Annotated in this window: 11 protein-coding genes; 7 read left to right on the top strand and 4 right to left on the bottom strand. The window is 73.4% G+C overall.

All coding sequences use genetic code 11. The features are described from left to right. From VKA29_RS09265 to VKA29_RS09240, 6 genes are all read left to right on the top strand, one after another. The coding region (locus tag VKA29_RS09265; RefSeq protein WP_324784805.1) for a type I polyketide synthase at positions 1-2,661 on the top strand (2,661 nt) is incomplete at its 5' end. Positions 2,662-2,689: 28 nt separating this feature from the next. Then, complete coding sequence (locus VKA29_RS09260; protein ID WP_324784804.1) at positions 2,690-5,818, top strand: type I polyketide synthase; 3,129 nt, start codon at positions 2,690-2,692, stop codon at positions 5,816-5,818. A gap of 50 nt (positions 5,819-5,868) precedes the next feature. Continuing rightward, positions 5,869-6,663, top strand: coding sequence for an arylamine N-acetyltransferase family protein (locus VKA29_RS09255; RefSeq protein ID WP_324784803.1), 795 nt, complete (start codon positions 5,869-5,871; stop codon positions 6,661-6,663). Positions 6,664-6,677: 14 nt separating this feature from the next. Next, the gene (locus VKA29_RS09250; RefSeq protein ID WP_324784802.1) at positions 6,678-8,315 is read left to right on the top strand and encodes a bifunctional 3-(3-hydroxy-phenyl)propionate/3-hydroxycinnamic acid hydroxylase; all 1,638 of its coding nucleotides are present in this window, start codon (positions 6,678-6,680) and stop codon (positions 8,313-8,315) included. Between the two features lie 163 nt (positions 8,316-8,478). Next, a complete protein-coding gene (locus VKA29_RS09245) occupies positions 8,479-9,948 on the top strand; it encodes an MFS transporter (RefSeq protein WP_324784800.1) in 1,470 nt (489 codons plus the stop codon). 156 nt (positions 9,949-10,104) lie between these two features. Next, positions 10,105-11,208, top strand: a complete 1,104-nt coding sequence (locus tag VKA29_RS09240) for a Gfo/Idh/MocA family oxidoreductase (RefSeq protein ID WP_324784799.1) — start codon at positions 10,105-10,107, stop codon at positions 11,206-11,208. A 403-nt stretch (positions 11,209-11,611) separates the two neighbouring features. Here the strand turns inward: VKA29_RS09240 and VKA29_RS09235 are convergent, their stop codons facing one another. From VKA29_RS09235 to VKA29_RS09220, 4 genes are read right to left on the bottom strand one after another with little or no spacing between them, the layout of a single operon-like run. Continuing rightward, positions 11,612-12,427: a DUF2306 domain-containing protein gene (locus tag VKA29_RS09235; protein WP_324784798.1), complete on the bottom strand. Its 816-nt coding sequence runs from the start codon at positions 12,425-12,427 to the stop codon at positions 11,612-11,614. A gap of 40 nt (positions 12,428-12,467) precedes the next feature. Next, a complete protein-coding gene (locus VKA29_RS09230; protein ID WP_324784796.1) occupies positions 12,468-12,689 on the bottom strand; it encodes a ferredoxin in 222 nt (73 codons plus the stop codon). A gap of 5 nt (positions 12,690-12,694) precedes the next feature. Beyond that, the gene (locus VKA29_RS09225) at positions 12,695-13,957 is read right to left on the bottom strand and encodes a cytochrome P450 (protein ID WP_324784795.1); all 1,263 of its coding nucleotides are present in this window, start codon (positions 13,955-13,957) and stop codon (positions 12,695-12,697) included. Positions 13,958-13,997: 40 nt separating this feature from the next. Continuing rightward, entirely contained in the window at positions 13,998-15,491 is a 1,494-nt protein-coding gene (locus VKA29_RS09220) for an FAD-binding oxidoreductase (RefSeq protein ID WP_324784794.1), read from the bottom strand. Positions 15,492-15,714: 223 nt separating this feature from the next. Between VKA29_RS09220 and VKA29_RS09215 the strand changes: the two genes are divergently transcribed. Continuing rightward, complete coding sequence (locus tag VKA29_RS09215; protein WP_324784793.1) at positions 15,715-17,052, top strand: acyltransferase; 1,338 nt, start codon at positions 15,715-15,717, stop codon at positions 17,050-17,052. The last annotated feature ends 102 nt before the right edge of the window (positions 17,053-17,154 follow it).

Below are 17,154 nucleotides of genomic sequence, written 5' to 3'. Positions count from 1 at the left end.
CCGGCCCGTTTCCACACCTCCCTGGCCGTCCTGCACACCCGCGGCGTGGTCACCGACCCCCTCCCCGACTCCACCGGCCACACCCACGTCGACCTGCCCACCTACCCCTTCCAGCACCAGAGCTACTGGCTGCGGGCTCCCGAATCCGCGGGCAACCTCGGTACCGCCGGCCTGGACGACGCCGAGCACCCGCTGCTCGGCGCGGTCGTCGAACTCCCCGAGGACGGCGGGGTGTTGCTCACCGGCCGGCTGTCGCTCGGCTCGCATCCGTGGCTCGCCGACCACGCGGTGTCCGGCACCGTCCTCGTGCCGGGGACCGCACTCGTCGAGATGGCCGTGCACGCCGGGGACCTGGTGGGCACGGGCGCCCTGGACGAACTGGTCGTCGAGGCACCGCTCGTGCTGCCCGCCTCCGGCGAGGTGCGGGTGCAGGTGACCGCCGGCGCGCTGGACGAACTGGGCCGCCGCAGCGTCACGGTGCACTCGCGCGGCGCCGACGGCGAGGCGTGGACCCGGCACGCGTCCGGGTTCCTCACGACCCGGGCCGGCGAACCCGCGGCGGAGGCGTTCGACTTCGGAGTCTGGCCGCCTCAGGGCGCGGAGGCTCTGTCCGTCGCCGACTTCTACGATCTGCGGTACGTCGCCGGGTACGAGTACGGGCCGGTGTTCCAGGGCCTGCGGCGGGTGTGGCGGCGCGGCGAGGAACTGTTCGCCGAGGTGGCGCTCGGCGAGGAGGCGGCCGGGGACGCCAAGGCATTCGGCCTGCACCCGGCGCTGCTCGACGCCGCCCTGCACACCGCCGCGTTCGCGGACCAGCCGAAGGACGAGCGCACGCTGCTGCCGTTCGCGTGGAACGGGGTCACCCTGCACGCCACGGGTGCCACGGCCCTTCGGGTACGGCTCGCGCCCCGGGGCGCGGACGCGGTGTCCGTGCAGGCCGCCGACGGGACGGGGAACCCCGTGGCGTCGGTGGGGTCGCTGGCCTTCCGTGCGGTGGATCCGCGGCAGTTGGACTCGGGGGACGCCGGTGTGCGGGACGCGTTGTTCCGGGTGGAGTGGCAGGAGGTCCGTACGCCGGAGGAGACGGTGGGGGCGGACTGGCCGGTGCTGGATCTGACCGGCCGCACCGGTGAGGACGTACGCCTGCTGGCGGGTGAGGTCCTGGCCGCGGTGCAGGCGCATCTGGCCGCAGAGGACGAGGACGGCCGTCTGGTGGTCCTGACCCGTGGCGCTGTCGACGATCCGGCTCAGGCGGCCGTGTGGGGCCTGGTGCGCACCGCGCAGAACGAGCACCCCGATCGCCTGGTCCTGGTCGACGCGGCCGAGGGGGACGAGGGCCTGCTGCCCGCCGCCCTGGCCACGGGTGAGCCGCAGCTCGCGCTGGCCGACGGCCGGGTCCGCATCCCGCGGCTGGTCCGGGCGGAGGTGGCGGAGGGCCCGAGCCCGCTGGACCCGGAGGGCACCGCGCTGATCACCGGTGGCACCGGCACCCTCGGCGCCCTCGCCGCACGGCACCTGGTGACCGAGCACGGCATACGGCACCTCCTCCTGCTCAGCCGCCGTGGTCCGGAGGCACCCGGCGCCGATGCGCTGACCCGGGACCTGACGAGCCTCGGGGCGCGGGTGACCGTCCTCGCCGCCGATGCGGCCGACCGGGACCGACTCACCGCCGCGCTGGCCGCCGTCGACCCGGATCACCCCCTCACCGCCGTCGTCCACACCGCCGGTGTCCTGAGCGACGCCACGTTCGGCGCGCAGACGCCGCGCCACCTGGACGCCGTGTTCGCGCCGAAGACCGACGCGGCCCGCAATCTGCACGAGCTGACCAGGGATCGGAACCTGGCCGCGTTCGTGCTGTACTCCTCCGCGGCCGGCATCCTCGGCAACCCCGGGCAGGCCAACTACGCCGCCGCCAACGCCGCGCTCGACGCCTACGCCCGCCGGCTGCGCGCCGACGGCGTCCCCGCCGTCTCCCTCGCCTGGGGCCTGTGGGCGGACGCGAGCGGCATGACCGGGCATCTCGACGGGGGCGATCAGGACCGGATGAGCCGGCAGGGCGCCCTGGCCCTGACCGCCGAGGAGGGCATGGCCCTGTTCGACGAGGGCCTGCGGTCGCCGGAAGCGGTGCTGGTGGCGAGCAGGATGAACGTCCCCGCGCTGCGCGCCGCGGCGGCCGATGGGACGCTGCCTGCCGTGTTCCGCTCGCTGGTGAGCCCACCGCGCAGGGCGGCACACGGTGCCCGGACCGACGGGGAGTCCCTCGCCGGGCAACTGGCCGCACTGCCCGAGGCGGACCGGTCGCGCCGGCTGCTGGAACTGGTGCGCGGCCACGCGTCGACGGTGCTCGGCGGCCAGTCGGTGCAGCCCGCGCAGGCCTTCAAGGACGTCGGGTTCGACTCGCTCACCGCGGTGGAGCTGCGTAACCGGCTCTCCGCCGCGACCGGTGTGCGGCTGCCCGCCACGCTGATCTTCGACCACCCGTCCCCGGCCGCGCTGGCCCGCCACCTGCTGGCCGAACTGCTGCCCGAGACCGCACCGGAGCAGGAGGAGACGGCCGCGGTTCCGGTCGCCGCGGTGGCGGTGGAGGAGGAACTGCACCGGATCGCCGCGATGGACGCCGACGACCTGGTGGCCCGGGCGCTGGGCGCCCTCGGCAACTGACAGGCAACCACCGGACAGGGAGAGTGTCATGGGTACGACGCCCAGCGACAAGATCGTCGAGGCGCTGCGCGCCTCGCTGATGGAGAACGAGCGCCTCAAGCAGGAGAACCAGCGGATCGCCGCGGCGGCCCGCGAGCCGATCGCGATCGTCGGCATGGCGTGCCGGCTGCCGGGCGGGGTGAGCAGCCCGGACGAGCTGTGGCAGCTGGTCGCCGAGGGCCGCGACGCGGTCTCCGGCTTCCCCGAGGACCGCGGCTGGGACCTGGAGCGGCTCTTCGACCCGGACCCGGAGCGCCCCGGCACCTCGTACGTGAACCAGGGCGGGTTCCTGCACGACGCGGCCGAGTTCGACGCGGGCTTCTTCGGCATCTCGCCGCGCGAGGCGCTCGCCATGGACCCGCAGCAGCGGCTGCTGCTGGAGACGTCCTGGGAGGCACTGGAGCGGGCGGGGGTCGACCCGACCGCGCTGGCCGGCGGCCGGGTCGGGGTCTATTCGGGGGTGATGTACCACGACTACGCGCCCGGCCTGGAGTTCTCCCCGAAGGGCCTGGAGGGGTTCCTGGGCACGGGCAACTCCGGCAGCGTGGCCTCCGGCCGGGTGTCGTACACGCTCGGTCTGGAGGGGCCGGCGATCACCGTCGACACGGCCTGCTCGTCCTCGCTGGTCGCCGTGCACCTGGCCGCGCAGGCACTGCGCAGCGGTGAGATCGACATGGCGCTGGCGGGCGGTGCCGCGGTCATGGGCACGCCGGGCGTGTTCGTGGAGTTCTCCACCCAGCGCGGGCTCGCGGCGGACGGCCGCTGCAAGGCGTTCGCGGAGGCCGCCGACGGCACCGGCTGGGCCGAGGGCGTCGGCGTCCTCGCCCTGGAACGGCTGTCGGACGCGCAGCGGCTCGGGCACCCGGTGCTGGCGGTGGTGCGCGGCTCCGCGGTCAACCAGGACGGCGCCTCCAACGGCCTGACCGCGCCCAACGGCCCGTCCCAGCAACGCGTCATCCGCCAGGCCCTGGCCAACGCGGGCCTCACCCCGGACGGGGTGGACGCGGTCGAGGGCCACGGCACCGGCACCACGCTCGGCGACCCGATCGAGGCGCAGGCCCTCCTCGCCACGTACGGCAGGAACCGCGGCTACCCGCTGTTCCTGGGATCACTGAAATCGAACATCGGGCACGCCCAGTCGGCGGCCGGGGTGGCCGGCATCATCAAGATGGTCCAGGCGATGCGGCACGGGGTGCTGCCCAGGACGCTGCACGTCGACCAGCCGTCCACCAAGGTCGACTGGAGCGCCGGGGCGGTCGAACTGCTCACCGAGCGGCGGGAGTGGCCGAGGACCGGCCGTCCGCGCCGGGCCGCGGTGTCCTCGTTCGGCGTCAGCGGCACCAACGCCCACGTCATCCTCGAACAGGCCCCGGACCGGCCCGGAACGCCGGACACGCCCCGGCCCGCCGTCGTCCCCTGGCTGGTCTCCGCCAGGACCGAGGCCGCCCTTGCCGCCCAGGCCGGCCGGCTGCTGGAATCCTCGGGGAACCTCGACCCGGCGGTCGTCGCACACGGGCTGGCGTTCCACCGCGCCCGCATGGACCGGCGTGCGGTCGTGCTGGGGACCACGTCCGAGGAACTGTCGGGCGGGCTGAAATCCCTGCTCGCGGCGGAGCAGTCGCCGAACGTGGTGACCGGCACGGCCGACGTGGACGGCAAGACGGTGTTCGTCTTCCCCGGCCAGGGACACCAGTGGGCGGGCATGGGCGCCCGGCTCCTGGACACCGAGTGGGTGTTCGCCCAGACGATCACGGACTGCGCGCGGGCGCTGTCCGCGTACGTCGACTGGGACCTGCTCGACGTGCTGCGGCAGGCGGACGGGGCGCCCGACTTCGACCGGGTCGACGTCGTCCAGCCGGCCTCCTTCGCCGTCATGGTCGCCCTGGCACGGCTGTGGCAGCACCACGGCGTGCGGCCGGACGCGGTGGTCGGCCACTCCCAGGGCGAGATCGCCGCCGCGCACATCGCCGGCGCGCTCAGCCTGGACGACGCCGCCCGGGTGGTCGCCCTGCGCAGCCAGGCCATCGCCGCCCGCCTCGCCGGACGCGGCGGCATGATGTTCCTGCCGGTGCCCCGGGCCGCGGCGGAGGACCGGATCGCGGAGTACGCGGGACGCATCGAGATCGCCGCGGTCAACGGGCCCGCCTCCACCATCGTCGCCGGTGACGCGGACGCGCTGCGGGACTGCCACGAGGCGGCGACGGAAGCCGGGATCCGCGCCCGCATGATCCCCGTCGACTACGCCTCCCACACCAGCCACGTCGAGGCCGTCGAGGACGAACTCGCCGAGAAACTCGCCGGGCTGACGCCGCGGAAGCCGGAGATCCCGATGTACTCGACGTACCGCGGGGCCTGGCTCGACGACACCACCCCGCTGGACGCCGCGTACTGGTACGGCAACCTTCGCCACGAGGTCCGCTTCGGCGCCTGCGTCGACGCCCTCTTCGACAGCGGCCACCGCGCCTTCGTCGAGGTCAGCGCCCACCCGGTGCTGAACATGGCTGTGCGGGAGAGCGTCGAGGGCCGGCCCGGCGCCCCGACCGTCGTCGTGGGGACGCTGCGGCGCGGTGAGGGCGGCCCCGAGCGGTTCGCCGTATCGCTCGCGGAGCTGTACGTGCGCGGCGGCGATGTCGACTGGAGCGGTCTGCTCGGCCCCGACGCCGGGCTCCCCGCCGAGGCGGCCACCGCGCTGCCCACGTACGCCTTCCAGCACCGCCCCTACTGGCTCGAGCAGTTCCAGCCCACGGGCCCGGCGCCCGACGTCCCGACCATCCCGCACCCGGAGAGCGACATGACCACCGACGCGCACGACCAGGAATCCTTCCTCGACCGCTTCGCCGCCCTGCCCGCCGAGGAGCGCCCCGCGGCCCTCCTCGACCTGGTGCGCGCCGAGACGGCCGCCGTGCTCGGGCACTCCGACGCCGACGCGGTCGACGCCGACGAGGGCTTCTTCGACATCGGCTTCAACTCGCTGACGGCCGTCGAACTGCGCAACCGCCTCGCCGCCGCGATCGGCGCCGAACTGCCCGTGATGCTCCTGTTCGACCAGCCCACGCCCAGCCTCCTCACCGAGTACCTGCTCGGCCAGGTGGCCGCGCCGGCCGCCGAGTACGCCTGAGCCGCGACGACCACCGCCACCGCCACGCCCCGAAGGGAACGGACCACACGATGTTCGACCTCGACCACTACCTGGCCGCACTCGGCCACACCGGGCCCGCGCCCGCGCCCACACTGGAGACGCTGCGGCTGCTGCACAAGCGCCACCTGATGACCGTCCCGTTCGACAACCACCTCAACGAGGCCCGCGGAACGGCCATCTGGGACGGCGTGGACATCGACGTCGACGCCGTCTACCAGGAGGTGATCGTCGGCGGGCGCGGCGGAGTCTGCTACGAGCTCAACGGCCTCTTCCGCGCCCTGCTCACCCGCCTCGGCTTCGAGGTCGTGGTGCTGTCGGCCGGGGTGCGCGGCCCGGACGGCTCCTACGGACCGGACATGGAGCACCTGTTCAACGGCGTCCGCATCGACGGCGAGTGGTACCTGGCGGACGTCGGCTACTCCGGCCCGTCGCTGATCGAGCCGGTGCGGGTGTCCGCCGAGCCGCAGGAGCAGTACGGGACCGGCTTCCGCGTCCGGGAGGAGGACGACGGCTTCCACTACCTGGAGCGCCGGCCGCGGGACGGCGAGTGGGGCGTCATCCACCGCTTCCGGCTGAAGCCGCGTCGGTTCTCCGAGTGGCTCGACGCGGACAACCCCGAACTCGACGCGTACGCCCGGATGCTCGCCGCCCACGTGACGTACATCCGCGGACGCGCCCTCGAGAACGGGCAGATGACGCTGACCGGCCGCCGGCTGCTGATCGTCGAGGACGGCCGGGAGCGGGTCCGGGTCCTGGTGAAGCCGGCCGACTACGAGGCCGTGCTCGACGACATCCTGCTGCGGACCCGGTCCGCGGCGGCCTGAAGGGGGAGACGCGCATGACGGCAACGGCTGCAGACCCCCGCTGGTGGCCCGACGAGGTGGCGGACCTGCTCGTCGTCGGGTACGGGCCGGTGGGCCAGGTGCTGGCCAACCTGATGGCGCGGCGCGGACGGCGGGTGATCGTCGTCGAACGGCACCCGCGCCCGTACCCGATGCCGCGCGCGGTCGCCTTCGACGGCGAGGCCGCCCGGATCCTGGCCGCCGCCGGGGTCGCGGACCACCTCACCGCGGTCGGCGAACCCTCCGGCGACTACCTGTGGCGCAACGGCGAGGGCCGCGACCTGCTCTACATCGACGCCGCCGAGGTCAAGGGGCGCAACGGCTGGCCGGAGTCGACCTCCATGTACCAGCCCGGCCTGGAGGACGCGCTGATCGCGTACGGCAAGCGGCTGCCCAACCTGACGGTGCTGCGCGGCTGCGAGGCCGTGGAACTGGCGCAGCACGCGGACGGCGCCGTACTGCGGGTCACGGACGGCGACGGAGCACGGCGGCTGCTGCGCGCCCGGTGGGTGGTCGGCTGCGACGGCGCGAACAGCCTCGTCCGCCGCACGATCGGCACGGACTTCGAGGACCTCGGATTCCACCACGAGTGGCTGATCTGCGACCTCGCGATGCACGACGACCGCACCTTCGTGCCCAACAACCTCCAGATCTGCGATCCGGCCCGGCCGCGCACCCAGGTCTCGGCGGGCCCGGGGCACCGGCGCTGGGAGTTCATGCTGCTGCCCGGCGAGCGCAAACAGGACATGGACGATCCGCGGGTCGCCTGGCGGCTGCTCGCCCAGTGCGGCATCACCCCGGACGACGGGACCATGGAGCGGCACGCGGTCTACACCTTCCAGGCCGCGACCGCCCGCCGATGGCGGCTCGGGCGGCTGCTGATCGCCGGTGACGCGGCGCACCTGATGCCGCCGTTCGCCGGCCAGGGCATGAGTTCGGGCTTCCGCGACGTCGCCAACCTCGCCTGGAAACTCGACCTGGTGCTGGACGGGCGGGCCGGCGAGGCACTCCTCGACTCCTACGCCGAGGAACGGCGGGCCCATGTGCAGCACGCCATCGGCATGTCGGTGAACCTCGGCAAGGTCATCTGCCAGACCGACCCGAAGGCCGCCGCCGACCGGGACGCGGTGATGATCGCGGCGCGCGAGCGGCGCATGGCCCGCCCGCAGCAGTCGCCGTTCCAGCCGCTGACCCGGGGACTGGTCTGGCGGGACGGCACGGGCCGCAGGCGGCGCGGCGCGGGCGACCAGGTGCCCCAGCCGCGCGTCGCCGCCGGGACGGCGCACGGGCTGTTCGACGAGGTGGCGGGCCGGGGCTTCGTCTTCGCCTCCCTCGACGACCCGCGCGAGCTGCTCGGCGCCGAGCGGACGGCGTTCCTGGAGTCGCTCGGCGCCTACCTGGTCCGGCTGCTGCCGGCCGGCACCGATCCGGCCGGGGTGCCGGCGGGCAGCGTGGTGGACGTCGAGGGCGGCTTCGGCGCGTACCTCACCGGGGCGGCGGCCCGCTGCGTGCTCGTACGGCCCGACACCTACGCCTTCGGCACGGCCGACGGAGCCGAGGCGGCCGGCGCCCTCGTCGACGCTCTGCGGGAGGCCCTCCGGGAGACCTCGCACCCCGTTCCGGCGGCCGTATGAGGTGCCGCCACACCCGCTGTGACCTGCGCGATTACCGCACGGTTGCCGCAAGGTGGCCGTGCGCGTGGCGTACTTGATCCACGCGCGGGCGCGAGCGAACGCGTCGGCGGTGAGCGCTGGACTCCGAGCCACGACCACGATGTGACGACGAAAGAAGTGAGTGATGACCCCCCCGACAGCAGCGGGCCGCTCGCGCGGCCTCGCGCTCAGCATCCTCTGCGCGATGCAACTCATGATCATCCTTGACGGGACGATCGTCACGGTCGCCCTTCCGACCATCCAGAGCGGGCTCGGCTTCTCCCAGAGCGGCCTGTCCTGGGTGGTGAACTCCTACCTCATCGCCTTCGCCGGACTGCTGCTGCTGTCCGGCCGGCTCGGCGACCTGATCGGCCCGAAGAAGGTCTTCCTCAGCGGCCTGACGACGTTCACCATCGCCTCCCTGCTGTGCGGCCTCGCCAACACCTCGGAGCTGCTCATCGCGGGCCGCTTCCTGCAGGGCGTGGGCGCCGCGCTGGCCTCCGCGGTGGTGCTCGGCATGATCGTCGGCCTGTACCCGGAGCCGGGCGAGCAGGCCAAGGCCATGGGCATCTACAGCTTCGTCTCGGCGGGCGGTGCCTCGGTCGGCCTGATCGCGGGCGGGGTCATCACCGACACCCTCGGCTGGCACTGGGTGTTCCTGATCAACCTGCCCATCGGTGCGATCGCCCTGGTGGTCGGCCTGCGCCAGCTGGCCGCCCAGCCGGGCATCGGCATCGGCGCGGGCGCCGACGCGATCGGCGCGGTCCTGGTCACGGTCGGCCTGTCGCTGGGCGTCTTCACCATCTCGCAGATCTCCGAGAACCGGTTCAGCACCGGTGAACTGGCGCTCTACGGGGCGGTGGCGGTGCTGCTGCTCGGCGGCTTCGTCTGGCGGCAGGCCACGGCCCGGCGTCCGCTGCTGGCGCTGCGCATCTTCCGCAGCCGGGAGATCGTGGGCGCCAACCTCGCCGTGATCCTGGTGTTCGCGGCCGGCTTCGGCTTCCAGTTCCTCAACGCGCTCTACCTGCAGCGGGTGCTGGGCTTCGACTCGATGCAGACCGGCCTGGCGTTCCTGCCCGCGCCACTGGTGATCGGCACCATGTCGCTGTTCTTCACGGCGAAGCTCACCGGACGCTTCGGCACCCGGCGGGTGCTGCTGACCGGTCTGCTGTTCCTCGGCGGCGGGCTGCTGCTGCTCAGCAGGGCGCCCGTCGACGGCAACTACTGGATCGACGTGGCCCCCACCCTCGTCATCCAGGGCTTCGGCATGGGCCTGACCGTCCCGTCGGTCATCATGCGGGCCATGTCGGGCGCGGCCCCCGAGGACGCGGGACTGGCCTCCGGGCTGAACAACACGGCGCAGCAGGCGGGCGCGGCGGTGGGTCTGGCGGTCCTGGCGACACTCGCCACCTCGCACAGCAACACCCTGCTGGACCAGGGCCGGCCGCAGCTTCAGGCGCTGCGCGACGGCTACAGCCTGGCCTTCGTGTTCGCCGCCGGCTTCGTGTTCCTGGCCTGGTGCGTGACCTTCCTGGTGCTCAAGGACGCCAAGGAGGGGGCCTCCGCGGAGCCGCAGGCCGCGGCCGACGCCCCGGCCGTGAACGCCCACATCTGACGCGACGCCGACCAGTCGGAGCGTGACCGGTGGACCCGGTCACGCTCCGACGCGTGTTCCCCGCGGCCACGGCGGCTGCGACGATCACCACCCCCGACCCAGCCCAACCCCAACCCCCAACACCCAACCACCAACGCAAGCGAAAGAGGTTTCACCGTGGCGGACAGGATCCGAGTGGGAGTCGTCGGCGCACACGCCGAACGGGGGTGGGGCCGTGGCATCCACCTGCCGGCGCTGTCGGCGCTGGAGGACGACTTCGAGATCGTCGCCGTCGCCGGCACGAGCCCCGAGTCGGCACGCGCGGCGGCCGCGGTCTGGGGCGCCGACCGGGCGTACGACGACGCCCGCGCCCTGATGGCCGACCCGGACGTCGACCTGGTCACCATCGCCGTACAACTGCCGCAGCGCGACGGCCTGGTGGAGGCCGCCATCGACGCGGGCCGGCACGTCTACAGCGAATGGCCGCTGGCCCTGGACGCGGCGACCGCCGAGCGCTTCGAGGCGAAGGCGCGGGCCGCCGGGGTGCGGCACGCGGTGGGGCTGCAGAGCAGGCATCACCCGGCGGTGCGCCTGCTGCGGGACCTGCTGCGCGACGGCCTGATCGGCGAGGTGCTGTCGGCGTCGCTGCTGTACTCGCTGAGCACGCCGGAAGTGTGGTCCACGCGGTACGCGGCCCTGTTCGACGAGACGAAGGGCGTCAACCACGTGGCCGTGGTCGGCGGGCACTCGCTGGACATGTTCCAGTACGCCGTCGGGGAGTTCGCCGAGCTGTCCGCGACGCTCACCACCCGGATCGACCGGGTGACGATGGAGGAGACGGGGGAGCGGATCGAGGTCACGTCCCCGGACCAGATCGTGGTCGGCGGGCTGCTCCGCTCGGGTGCGGCCGCGTCGGCGCACTTCATGACCGGCGGTCCGCGCGGTGACGGCTTCCGCATCGAGGTGCACGGCCGGAGCGGGCGCCTGGTGCTGGTCTCCTCGGACGACTCCCTGGTCGGCCCGCAGTTCACGCTGACCCACGCCACGGCGAACGGCTCACCCGCGGTGGAGATCCCGGTGCCGGACGCCTACCGGCCGCTGCTGCCGGGGCCGCCGTCACCGGTGAGCAATGTCGCCCAGGTGTACGCGGACCTGGCGCGGGCCGTCCGCACGGGCGCCGAGTTCGGGCCCGACTTCACCACCGCGGTCCGCACCCACCGACTGCTCGACGCCATCAAGTCGGCGGCCCGCCACGGCACCCGCGAGACCCTGGCCCCCTGACCCGCCCCCTTGCACACACGGCCGGGGGCCGCCTCCCACGGGAGACGACCCCCGGCCGTGCCCGCTCCGGCCCCGACCTCGGGCCGGAGCGCCCTCGCCCCCGTGGGTCGGCACGACCTCGCCCCGTAGGCCGGCGTGGCCCCGACCCTGGGCCGGGGCGGCCTCGACTCGCGGGTCGGGGCGGTCTCGGCCCGCGAGCGGCGTCGCTCCGCGGGCCACACGCGGCCCCGAGCACCGGGCCGGTGCGGGCTGGAGCCGTAGGCCGGCGTGGCCCCGACCCCGGGTCGGCGTGAGCATGTGCGACCCCCGGCCAAGGGCCGGCGTTCTCGACTCTGGTCAGCATGGGCCGGTGTGGCCCCGCCCCCCGGGCCGGGGGGCGGGGCCACACCGGCCCACGTGGGTCTCAGGGCCGCGGTGCGGCCGCCGCCTGCCGCGCAGCCGCCTGCCGCACCGCCGCCTCGCGGCGGGCCCGGCGGGCCCGGTGGCGCGCCCCGGCGCCGCGCTCCACCAGCCACCACTCCGCGAACAGCAGCGGCAGGATCCAGCCCGGCCAGGACGCCAGCCCGGCCCGCTGCTGACCCCAGGCGATCAGCTCCGCCACGTTGTTCGTGACCGGCGGCGGCAGGAGCGTGTGGTCGTAGACCACCCCGAGGACGCGGCTCAGCACGATCGACATGGTGAGCGCGAAACTGCGCACCATCCACCGCCGGTGCTCGTCCACGCGGCCCTGCCGGGCCATGCGCACGCCCGCCGCGGCCGTGCCCATCCACAGCACCGACGTCATCATCGTGCTGAGCTGCATCGACAGCCCCGAAGGGCTCGCATAGGCCACCGCCAGCCCCGCCAGACCCCCCGGCAGGACGGCCGCCACGTACAGCCGGCCGCTGAAGCGGTGCACGTGCGGCCAACGCTGCCGCAGGGCCGGCCACACCTGGACGCAGCAGGTCACGATGGCGACCGTGCCGGTCAGGACGTGCACCACCAGCACCGGGTAGTGCCAGGGGTACTGCGGGTTCGGCGGGATCTTGGACTCCGCCGGGTCGAAGGTGAGATAGCGGGGGATGCCCATGACCAGGAACACCGCCACCACCAGGGCGAGCGGGCCCACCCAGGGCCGCCGCCACCAGCGCGGCGACGCCCCGGGAGCGTCGTCGGCTCCACGGCGCGCGTCCGCCGCGCCGCCCGGGGACCGCCCCGGTTCCGTCGTCGTGATCGTCACGCCGTTCTCCTGTCCGCACCGGGTCCCCAGCGGACCCGGGTCAGTCCACGGCAACCAGGGCTTCGCCGGTTGCCTGGTCGGTGATGTGGATGGCCCGGTAGGGGCAGTAGTCCGCGGCGTCGAGCACGTCCTCGTCGGGCTCGATGCGGACCTCGACGGGCTGCGCCTTGCCGTCGACGAGCCGGAAGCGGTGCGGGAGCGTGCCGTTGCACAGCCCGGCGCCCATGCAGGCGCGGCGGTCGACCTCGATCTGCCAGGTCACGGCCGTCACCACCGGACGGGCAGCGCGGCGACACCGCGCACGACGTGGTCGCGCTTCCACGGCACCTCGGCGGCGGGCACGGCCAGTTCCAGGGAGGGCAGCCGGCGCAGCAGCGTGCCGAGGGCGACCTGGAGCTCCAGCCGGGCCAGCGGGGCGCCCAGGCAGTGGTGGATGCCGTGGCCGAAGGCGATGTGCGGGTTGTGCTCGCGGGTCAGGTCCAGTTCCTCGGGACGTTCGAAGACCCGCGGGTCGCGGTTGGCGACCGCCGGGAACACCATGACGGCCTCGCCGGCCTTGACCGTCTGCCCGCCGAGCTCGATGTCCTCCACGGCGATGCGGGTGTTCTCCGAGTACGGGCTGAGCGGGGTCACCCGCAGCAGCTCCTCGATCGCCGTCGGCAGCAACTCCGGTCGCGCGACCAGCCGTTCCCACTCCTCGCGGCGGCTGAGCAGGATGTACAGGTGGTTGGCGAGCTGGTTGGCGGTGGTGTGGTGGCCGGTGGCGAGGAGCGCGATCGACATGGTGATCAGCTCCTCCTCGCTGAGCCGGTCCTCCTCGTCGCGCGCGGCGACGAGGGCGGACAGCAGGTCGTCGCCGGGCTCGGCGCGCCGCTCGGCGATCAGCGAGGACATGTACTCGGGCAGCTTCTCGAAGCGTGCCTCGTTCATCTCCTCGAGCGTGTGCTCGTTGCCGATGGTCAGCCAGGTGTCGATCCAGCCGCGGAACTTGTAGTGGTCCGCCAGCGGCACCGCGAGCATCTCGCAGATCACGGTGATCGGCAGCATCCACGCGTACTGCGCGGCCAGGTCACCGGTGTGGTCCTCGGAGGCGAGCATGCGGTCGAGCAGTTCGTCGGCGATCTCCTGGGCGCGCGGGCGGATCTGCTCCACGCGGCGCACGGTGAACGCCTTGGCGACCAGCTTGCGCAGCCGCGCGTGCTCCGGGTCGTCCATGGAGACGATGTTCAGTTCCTCGTACGCCTTGCGGACGCGCGGCACGTCCTTGCCGACCGTGGCGGCCCGGCTGAAGCGCGGGTCGGCCAGGACCGTCTTGATGTCGGCGTGCCGGGTGGCGAGCCAGGCCTCCCCGCCGTACTGCATGTCGACCCGGGTGAGCGCCTGCTCCTCGCGCACCTGCGCGTACATCGGGTGCAGATCGGTGGCCACGGGCTCGGCGAACGGGTAGTCGAGCACCCGGTGCATCGGGCAGCCGGGCGGCGGCACGGCGGCGTCGCCGGGCTGGAGGCTGGCGTGGTCGGTGACCGTCATCGGAAGGTCGCCCTCTCTCTGGCGCGGTGGGTGGTGGTCGTCAGTTGCCGATGGCGCGGGGGAAGTCGAACAGGCGGTTGGGGTCGTAGACCTTCTTCAGCGTCCGCAGACGCGCGTAGTTGGAGCCGTAGTAGGCGTCCTGCCAGTCGCTGAGGTACAGGTCGGGGAAGTTGATGTAGGACTGTCCGCCGGACAGCGGGTCGATGACGCCGAAGCCCTTGGTGGCCCAGGCCACGGCGGCGCCGGCCTCCTCCGCGTTCGGGGTCGCCGTGCCCAGGGCCACGCCGTAGCCGATGTGGAAGAGCGCGCTGCGGTGGACGAACGCGGTGGCGTCCGGCGCGCGGTCGGCGACGGCTCCGCCGAGGCCCATGAAGCTCAGGTAGCGGGTCTGCCCGGCGCGCGGGTCGGCCTCGAACGCGGCCAGCGCGGCCGCGGTGCCGGCCGCTCCGAGCGGCTCGTCGACCAGGCGGGCGCGCATGCGCTGCCACTCGGTGCGCGGGTGGACGCCGCCGTCGGCGAGCCCGTACACGTACTGCATGCCCTCGTCGAACGGCAGGTCGAGGACCCGGCTGGTGGCGGGCTGCGCGCCGACCAGCGAGGAGAGCTCGGCGAGGCCCGCGTCCGCGTCCTCCCGCGTGGTGTAGTAGGCGCCCTGCTGCAGGATGACGGGCGGGTTCCCGGAGCCGGCGTCCGGCTGGATGACGATGACCTGGCCGGTGGACCGGCGGGGCGTGCCGGCGTACCACTCCTGCCAGGTGGTGAGGAACCGCTCGGCGTCCGCCCAGTTCCAGGTCTGCTCGTAGAACACCATGCGCGGCGCGGAGATCGGCCGCAGCTCGAAGTCGACGACGACGCCGAAGTTGCCGCCGCCGCTGCCGCGCAGCGCCCAGAACAGGTCCGGGTTGGAGATCTCGCTCGCGCACACCAGGCGGCCGTCGGCCAGCACCACCTTGGCCGACACCAGCCGGTCGGAGCCGACGCCGAACCCGCGGCTCTGGTAGCCGATGCCACCGCCGGAGACGTAGCCGCCGACGGCGACGTCGTGGCAGGTGCCCGTCACCATCTGCTGGTTGTACGGCTTCAGCGCGTTCAGCGCCTCGATGCTGATGGTGCCCGGACCGACGTGTACGGTCGGGGAGCCGCCGCCCCTGACGTGGTTGATGCGGCGCACGTCGAGGATCATGCCCTCGCCGGAGGACCAGCCGAGGAAGTTGTGGCCGCCGCTGCGCACCCGCGGCCGGACGCCGTTGGCGGCCGCGAACCGGATCGCGGTCTGCACGTCCTGGGCGCTCTCGGCGTACACGACGGCCTGCGGGGTGAGGCTGTCGAACTCGCCGATGGCGAGTTGCTTGGCGGTGTCGTAGGCGGAGTCGCCGGGCAGCACGACGTCGCCGCCGATGGCCGCGCGCAGGCCTTCCCAGTCGGGCGCGCCGGCCGCGCGGATGGCGGCGGACGCCGACTTGGTGGCCGCGGCCCCGGCCGCCGCCGACAGGGCGAGGGCGCCTCCGGCGCGGAGCAGGTTCCTTCGGTCCATCGTGATTCCTCCGTATGGCGTGAATACGCGAGAACGCTAGGGCGCGGACGCCCGTCCTGAATTCCCCTAACACCCCCCTGAATTCGGCCGCTCAATTCGGTCCCGGAATGTACGGGTGCCGCTGTGCCGTGCTGTTCTTCTAGGCTCCCGGTATTCCCGGTCGTCAAACCGCTCATCGCTGAGGGAGAAACAGGAGACCATCGTGACCGCAACCATTCCTGAGGTGGATTCCGATGCACCCGGACCACGGCGGAAAGCCCTGCCGTCCCTGACGGGCATGCGGTTCTTCGCCGCGCTCCTGGTGTTCTTCATCCACTCGCTGCAGCCGATCGGGCCGGTCGACCCCACCGGCCCCGTCAACCCCTTCGCGGACAAGTCCGTCGCGGAGGGACTGCTGAAGTTCTTCGGGCCCGCCGGCTACCTCGGCGTCTCCTTCTTCTTCCTGCTGAGCGGGTTCGTCATCACCTGGTCGGTGCGGCCCGGCGAACCGGTCACCGCGTACTGGCGGCGCCGGATCGCCAAGATCTTCCCCAATCACCTGGTGATGTGGACGGCGGCCATGCTGCTCTTCGCGTCCGCCTACACCCCGGTGAGCACCTGGCTGCCGAATCTGTTCCTGGTGAACTCGTGGATCAACGAATTCACCGTGCAGATGAGCGTGAACGCGCCGTCCTGGTCACTCTGCTCGGAATTGCTGTTCTATCTGTCGTTCCCCCTGCTGCTTCTCGCGGTGCGGCGGATCAAGGTGGACAACCTCTGGTGGTGGGCGGCCGGCACGGCGGCGGCCACGGTCGGGGTCGGTCTCGTGACGACGTTTCTGCTGCCCGACAGCCCGCGGCTGCCGGTGATCCCGCTCTCTCCCACCCAGAACTGGTTCAACTACACGTTCCCGCCCATGCGGATGTTCGAGTTCGTGCTCGGCATGATGCTGGCCCGGCTGGTGATGGCCGGCCGCTGGCCGCGCATCCCGGCCGGCTGGGTGGTGGCCCTGCTGGTGGCCGGCTACGCCGCCGCCATGTACGTCCCGGCGCCGTTCAACTTCGTCTCGGTGACGGTCGTGCCCTTCGGTGTCGCCATCGCGTCGGTGGCCCGCGCCGATGTGCACGGGGTGCCCACCCACCTCGACGGCCGGGTCCTGGTGTGGCTCGGCAACGTGTCCTTCGGCTTCTACCTGTGCCAGGGCGTGGTGCTCTTCTGGGGCCGCCAGGCGCTGCTCGGCAACGGCCAGTACGGCACGCCCGTCGCGATCCTCGTGATGATCGGCATGTTCGCGGCCACCCTGCTCGCCGGCTGGCTGCTGTACGCCTGCGTGGAGACCCCGGCGATGCGGTACCTGAGCCGGTCCCGCGCCGACCGGGCCCGCGCCGCCCGGACCGCCGAGGCCCGGACCGCCGAGGCCCGGAGCGCGTCCGAGGCCCGGAGCGCGTCCGAGGTCCAGGCGGCACTCGACGTCCAGGCCGCGCCCGACGTCCAGGCCGCGCCCGAGGTCCAGGCCGCGTCCGGGGCGGCGGCGCCGCGCACGGCGCCGGTCCCCGCCCGGGGTTCCGTCCGCCCGTCCTGAACCCCCTCCGTACCCGTCCCTTCCCCCGCCCGGGTACGGAGGGCCCGCCCCGTGGCGGGCGCGGCACCGGCCGCGCCCGCCACGGGCGTCGCGCCCGGACCG

The organism is Streptomyces sp. H51 (assembly GCF_035656535.1).
Lineage (GTDB): Bacteria > Actinomycetota > Actinomycetes > Streptomycetales > Streptomycetaceae > Streptomyces.
The sequence above is the reverse complement of the archived record's forward strand: the minus strand, read 5'-3'. Positions and strand labels throughout refer to the sequence as shown.

Coding starts and splice junctions, on each gene's coding strand:
- VKA29_RS09260 (WP_324784804.1), top strand. CDS start 2,690: ATGGGTACGACGCCCAGCGACAAGATCGTCGAGGCGCTGCGCGCCTCG.
- VKA29_RS09255 (WP_324784803.1), top strand. CDS start 5,869: ATGTTCGACCTCGACCACTACCTGGCCGCACTCGGCCACACCGGGCCC.
- VKA29_RS09250 (WP_324784802.1), top strand. CDS start 6,678: ATGACGGCAACGGCTGCAGACCCCCGCTGGTGGCCCGACGAGGTGGCG.
- VKA29_RS09245 (WP_324784800.1), top strand. CDS start 8,479: ATGACCCCCCCGACAGCAGCGGGCCGCTCGCGCGGCCTCGCGCTCAGC.
- VKA29_RS09225 (WP_324784795.1), bottom strand. CDS start 13,957: ATGACGGTCACCGACCACGCCAGCCTCCAGCCCGGCGACGCCGCCGTG.
- VKA29_RS09220 (WP_324784794.1), bottom strand. CDS start 15,491: ATGGACCGAAGGAACCTGCTCCGCGCCGGAGGCGCCCTCGCCCTGTCG.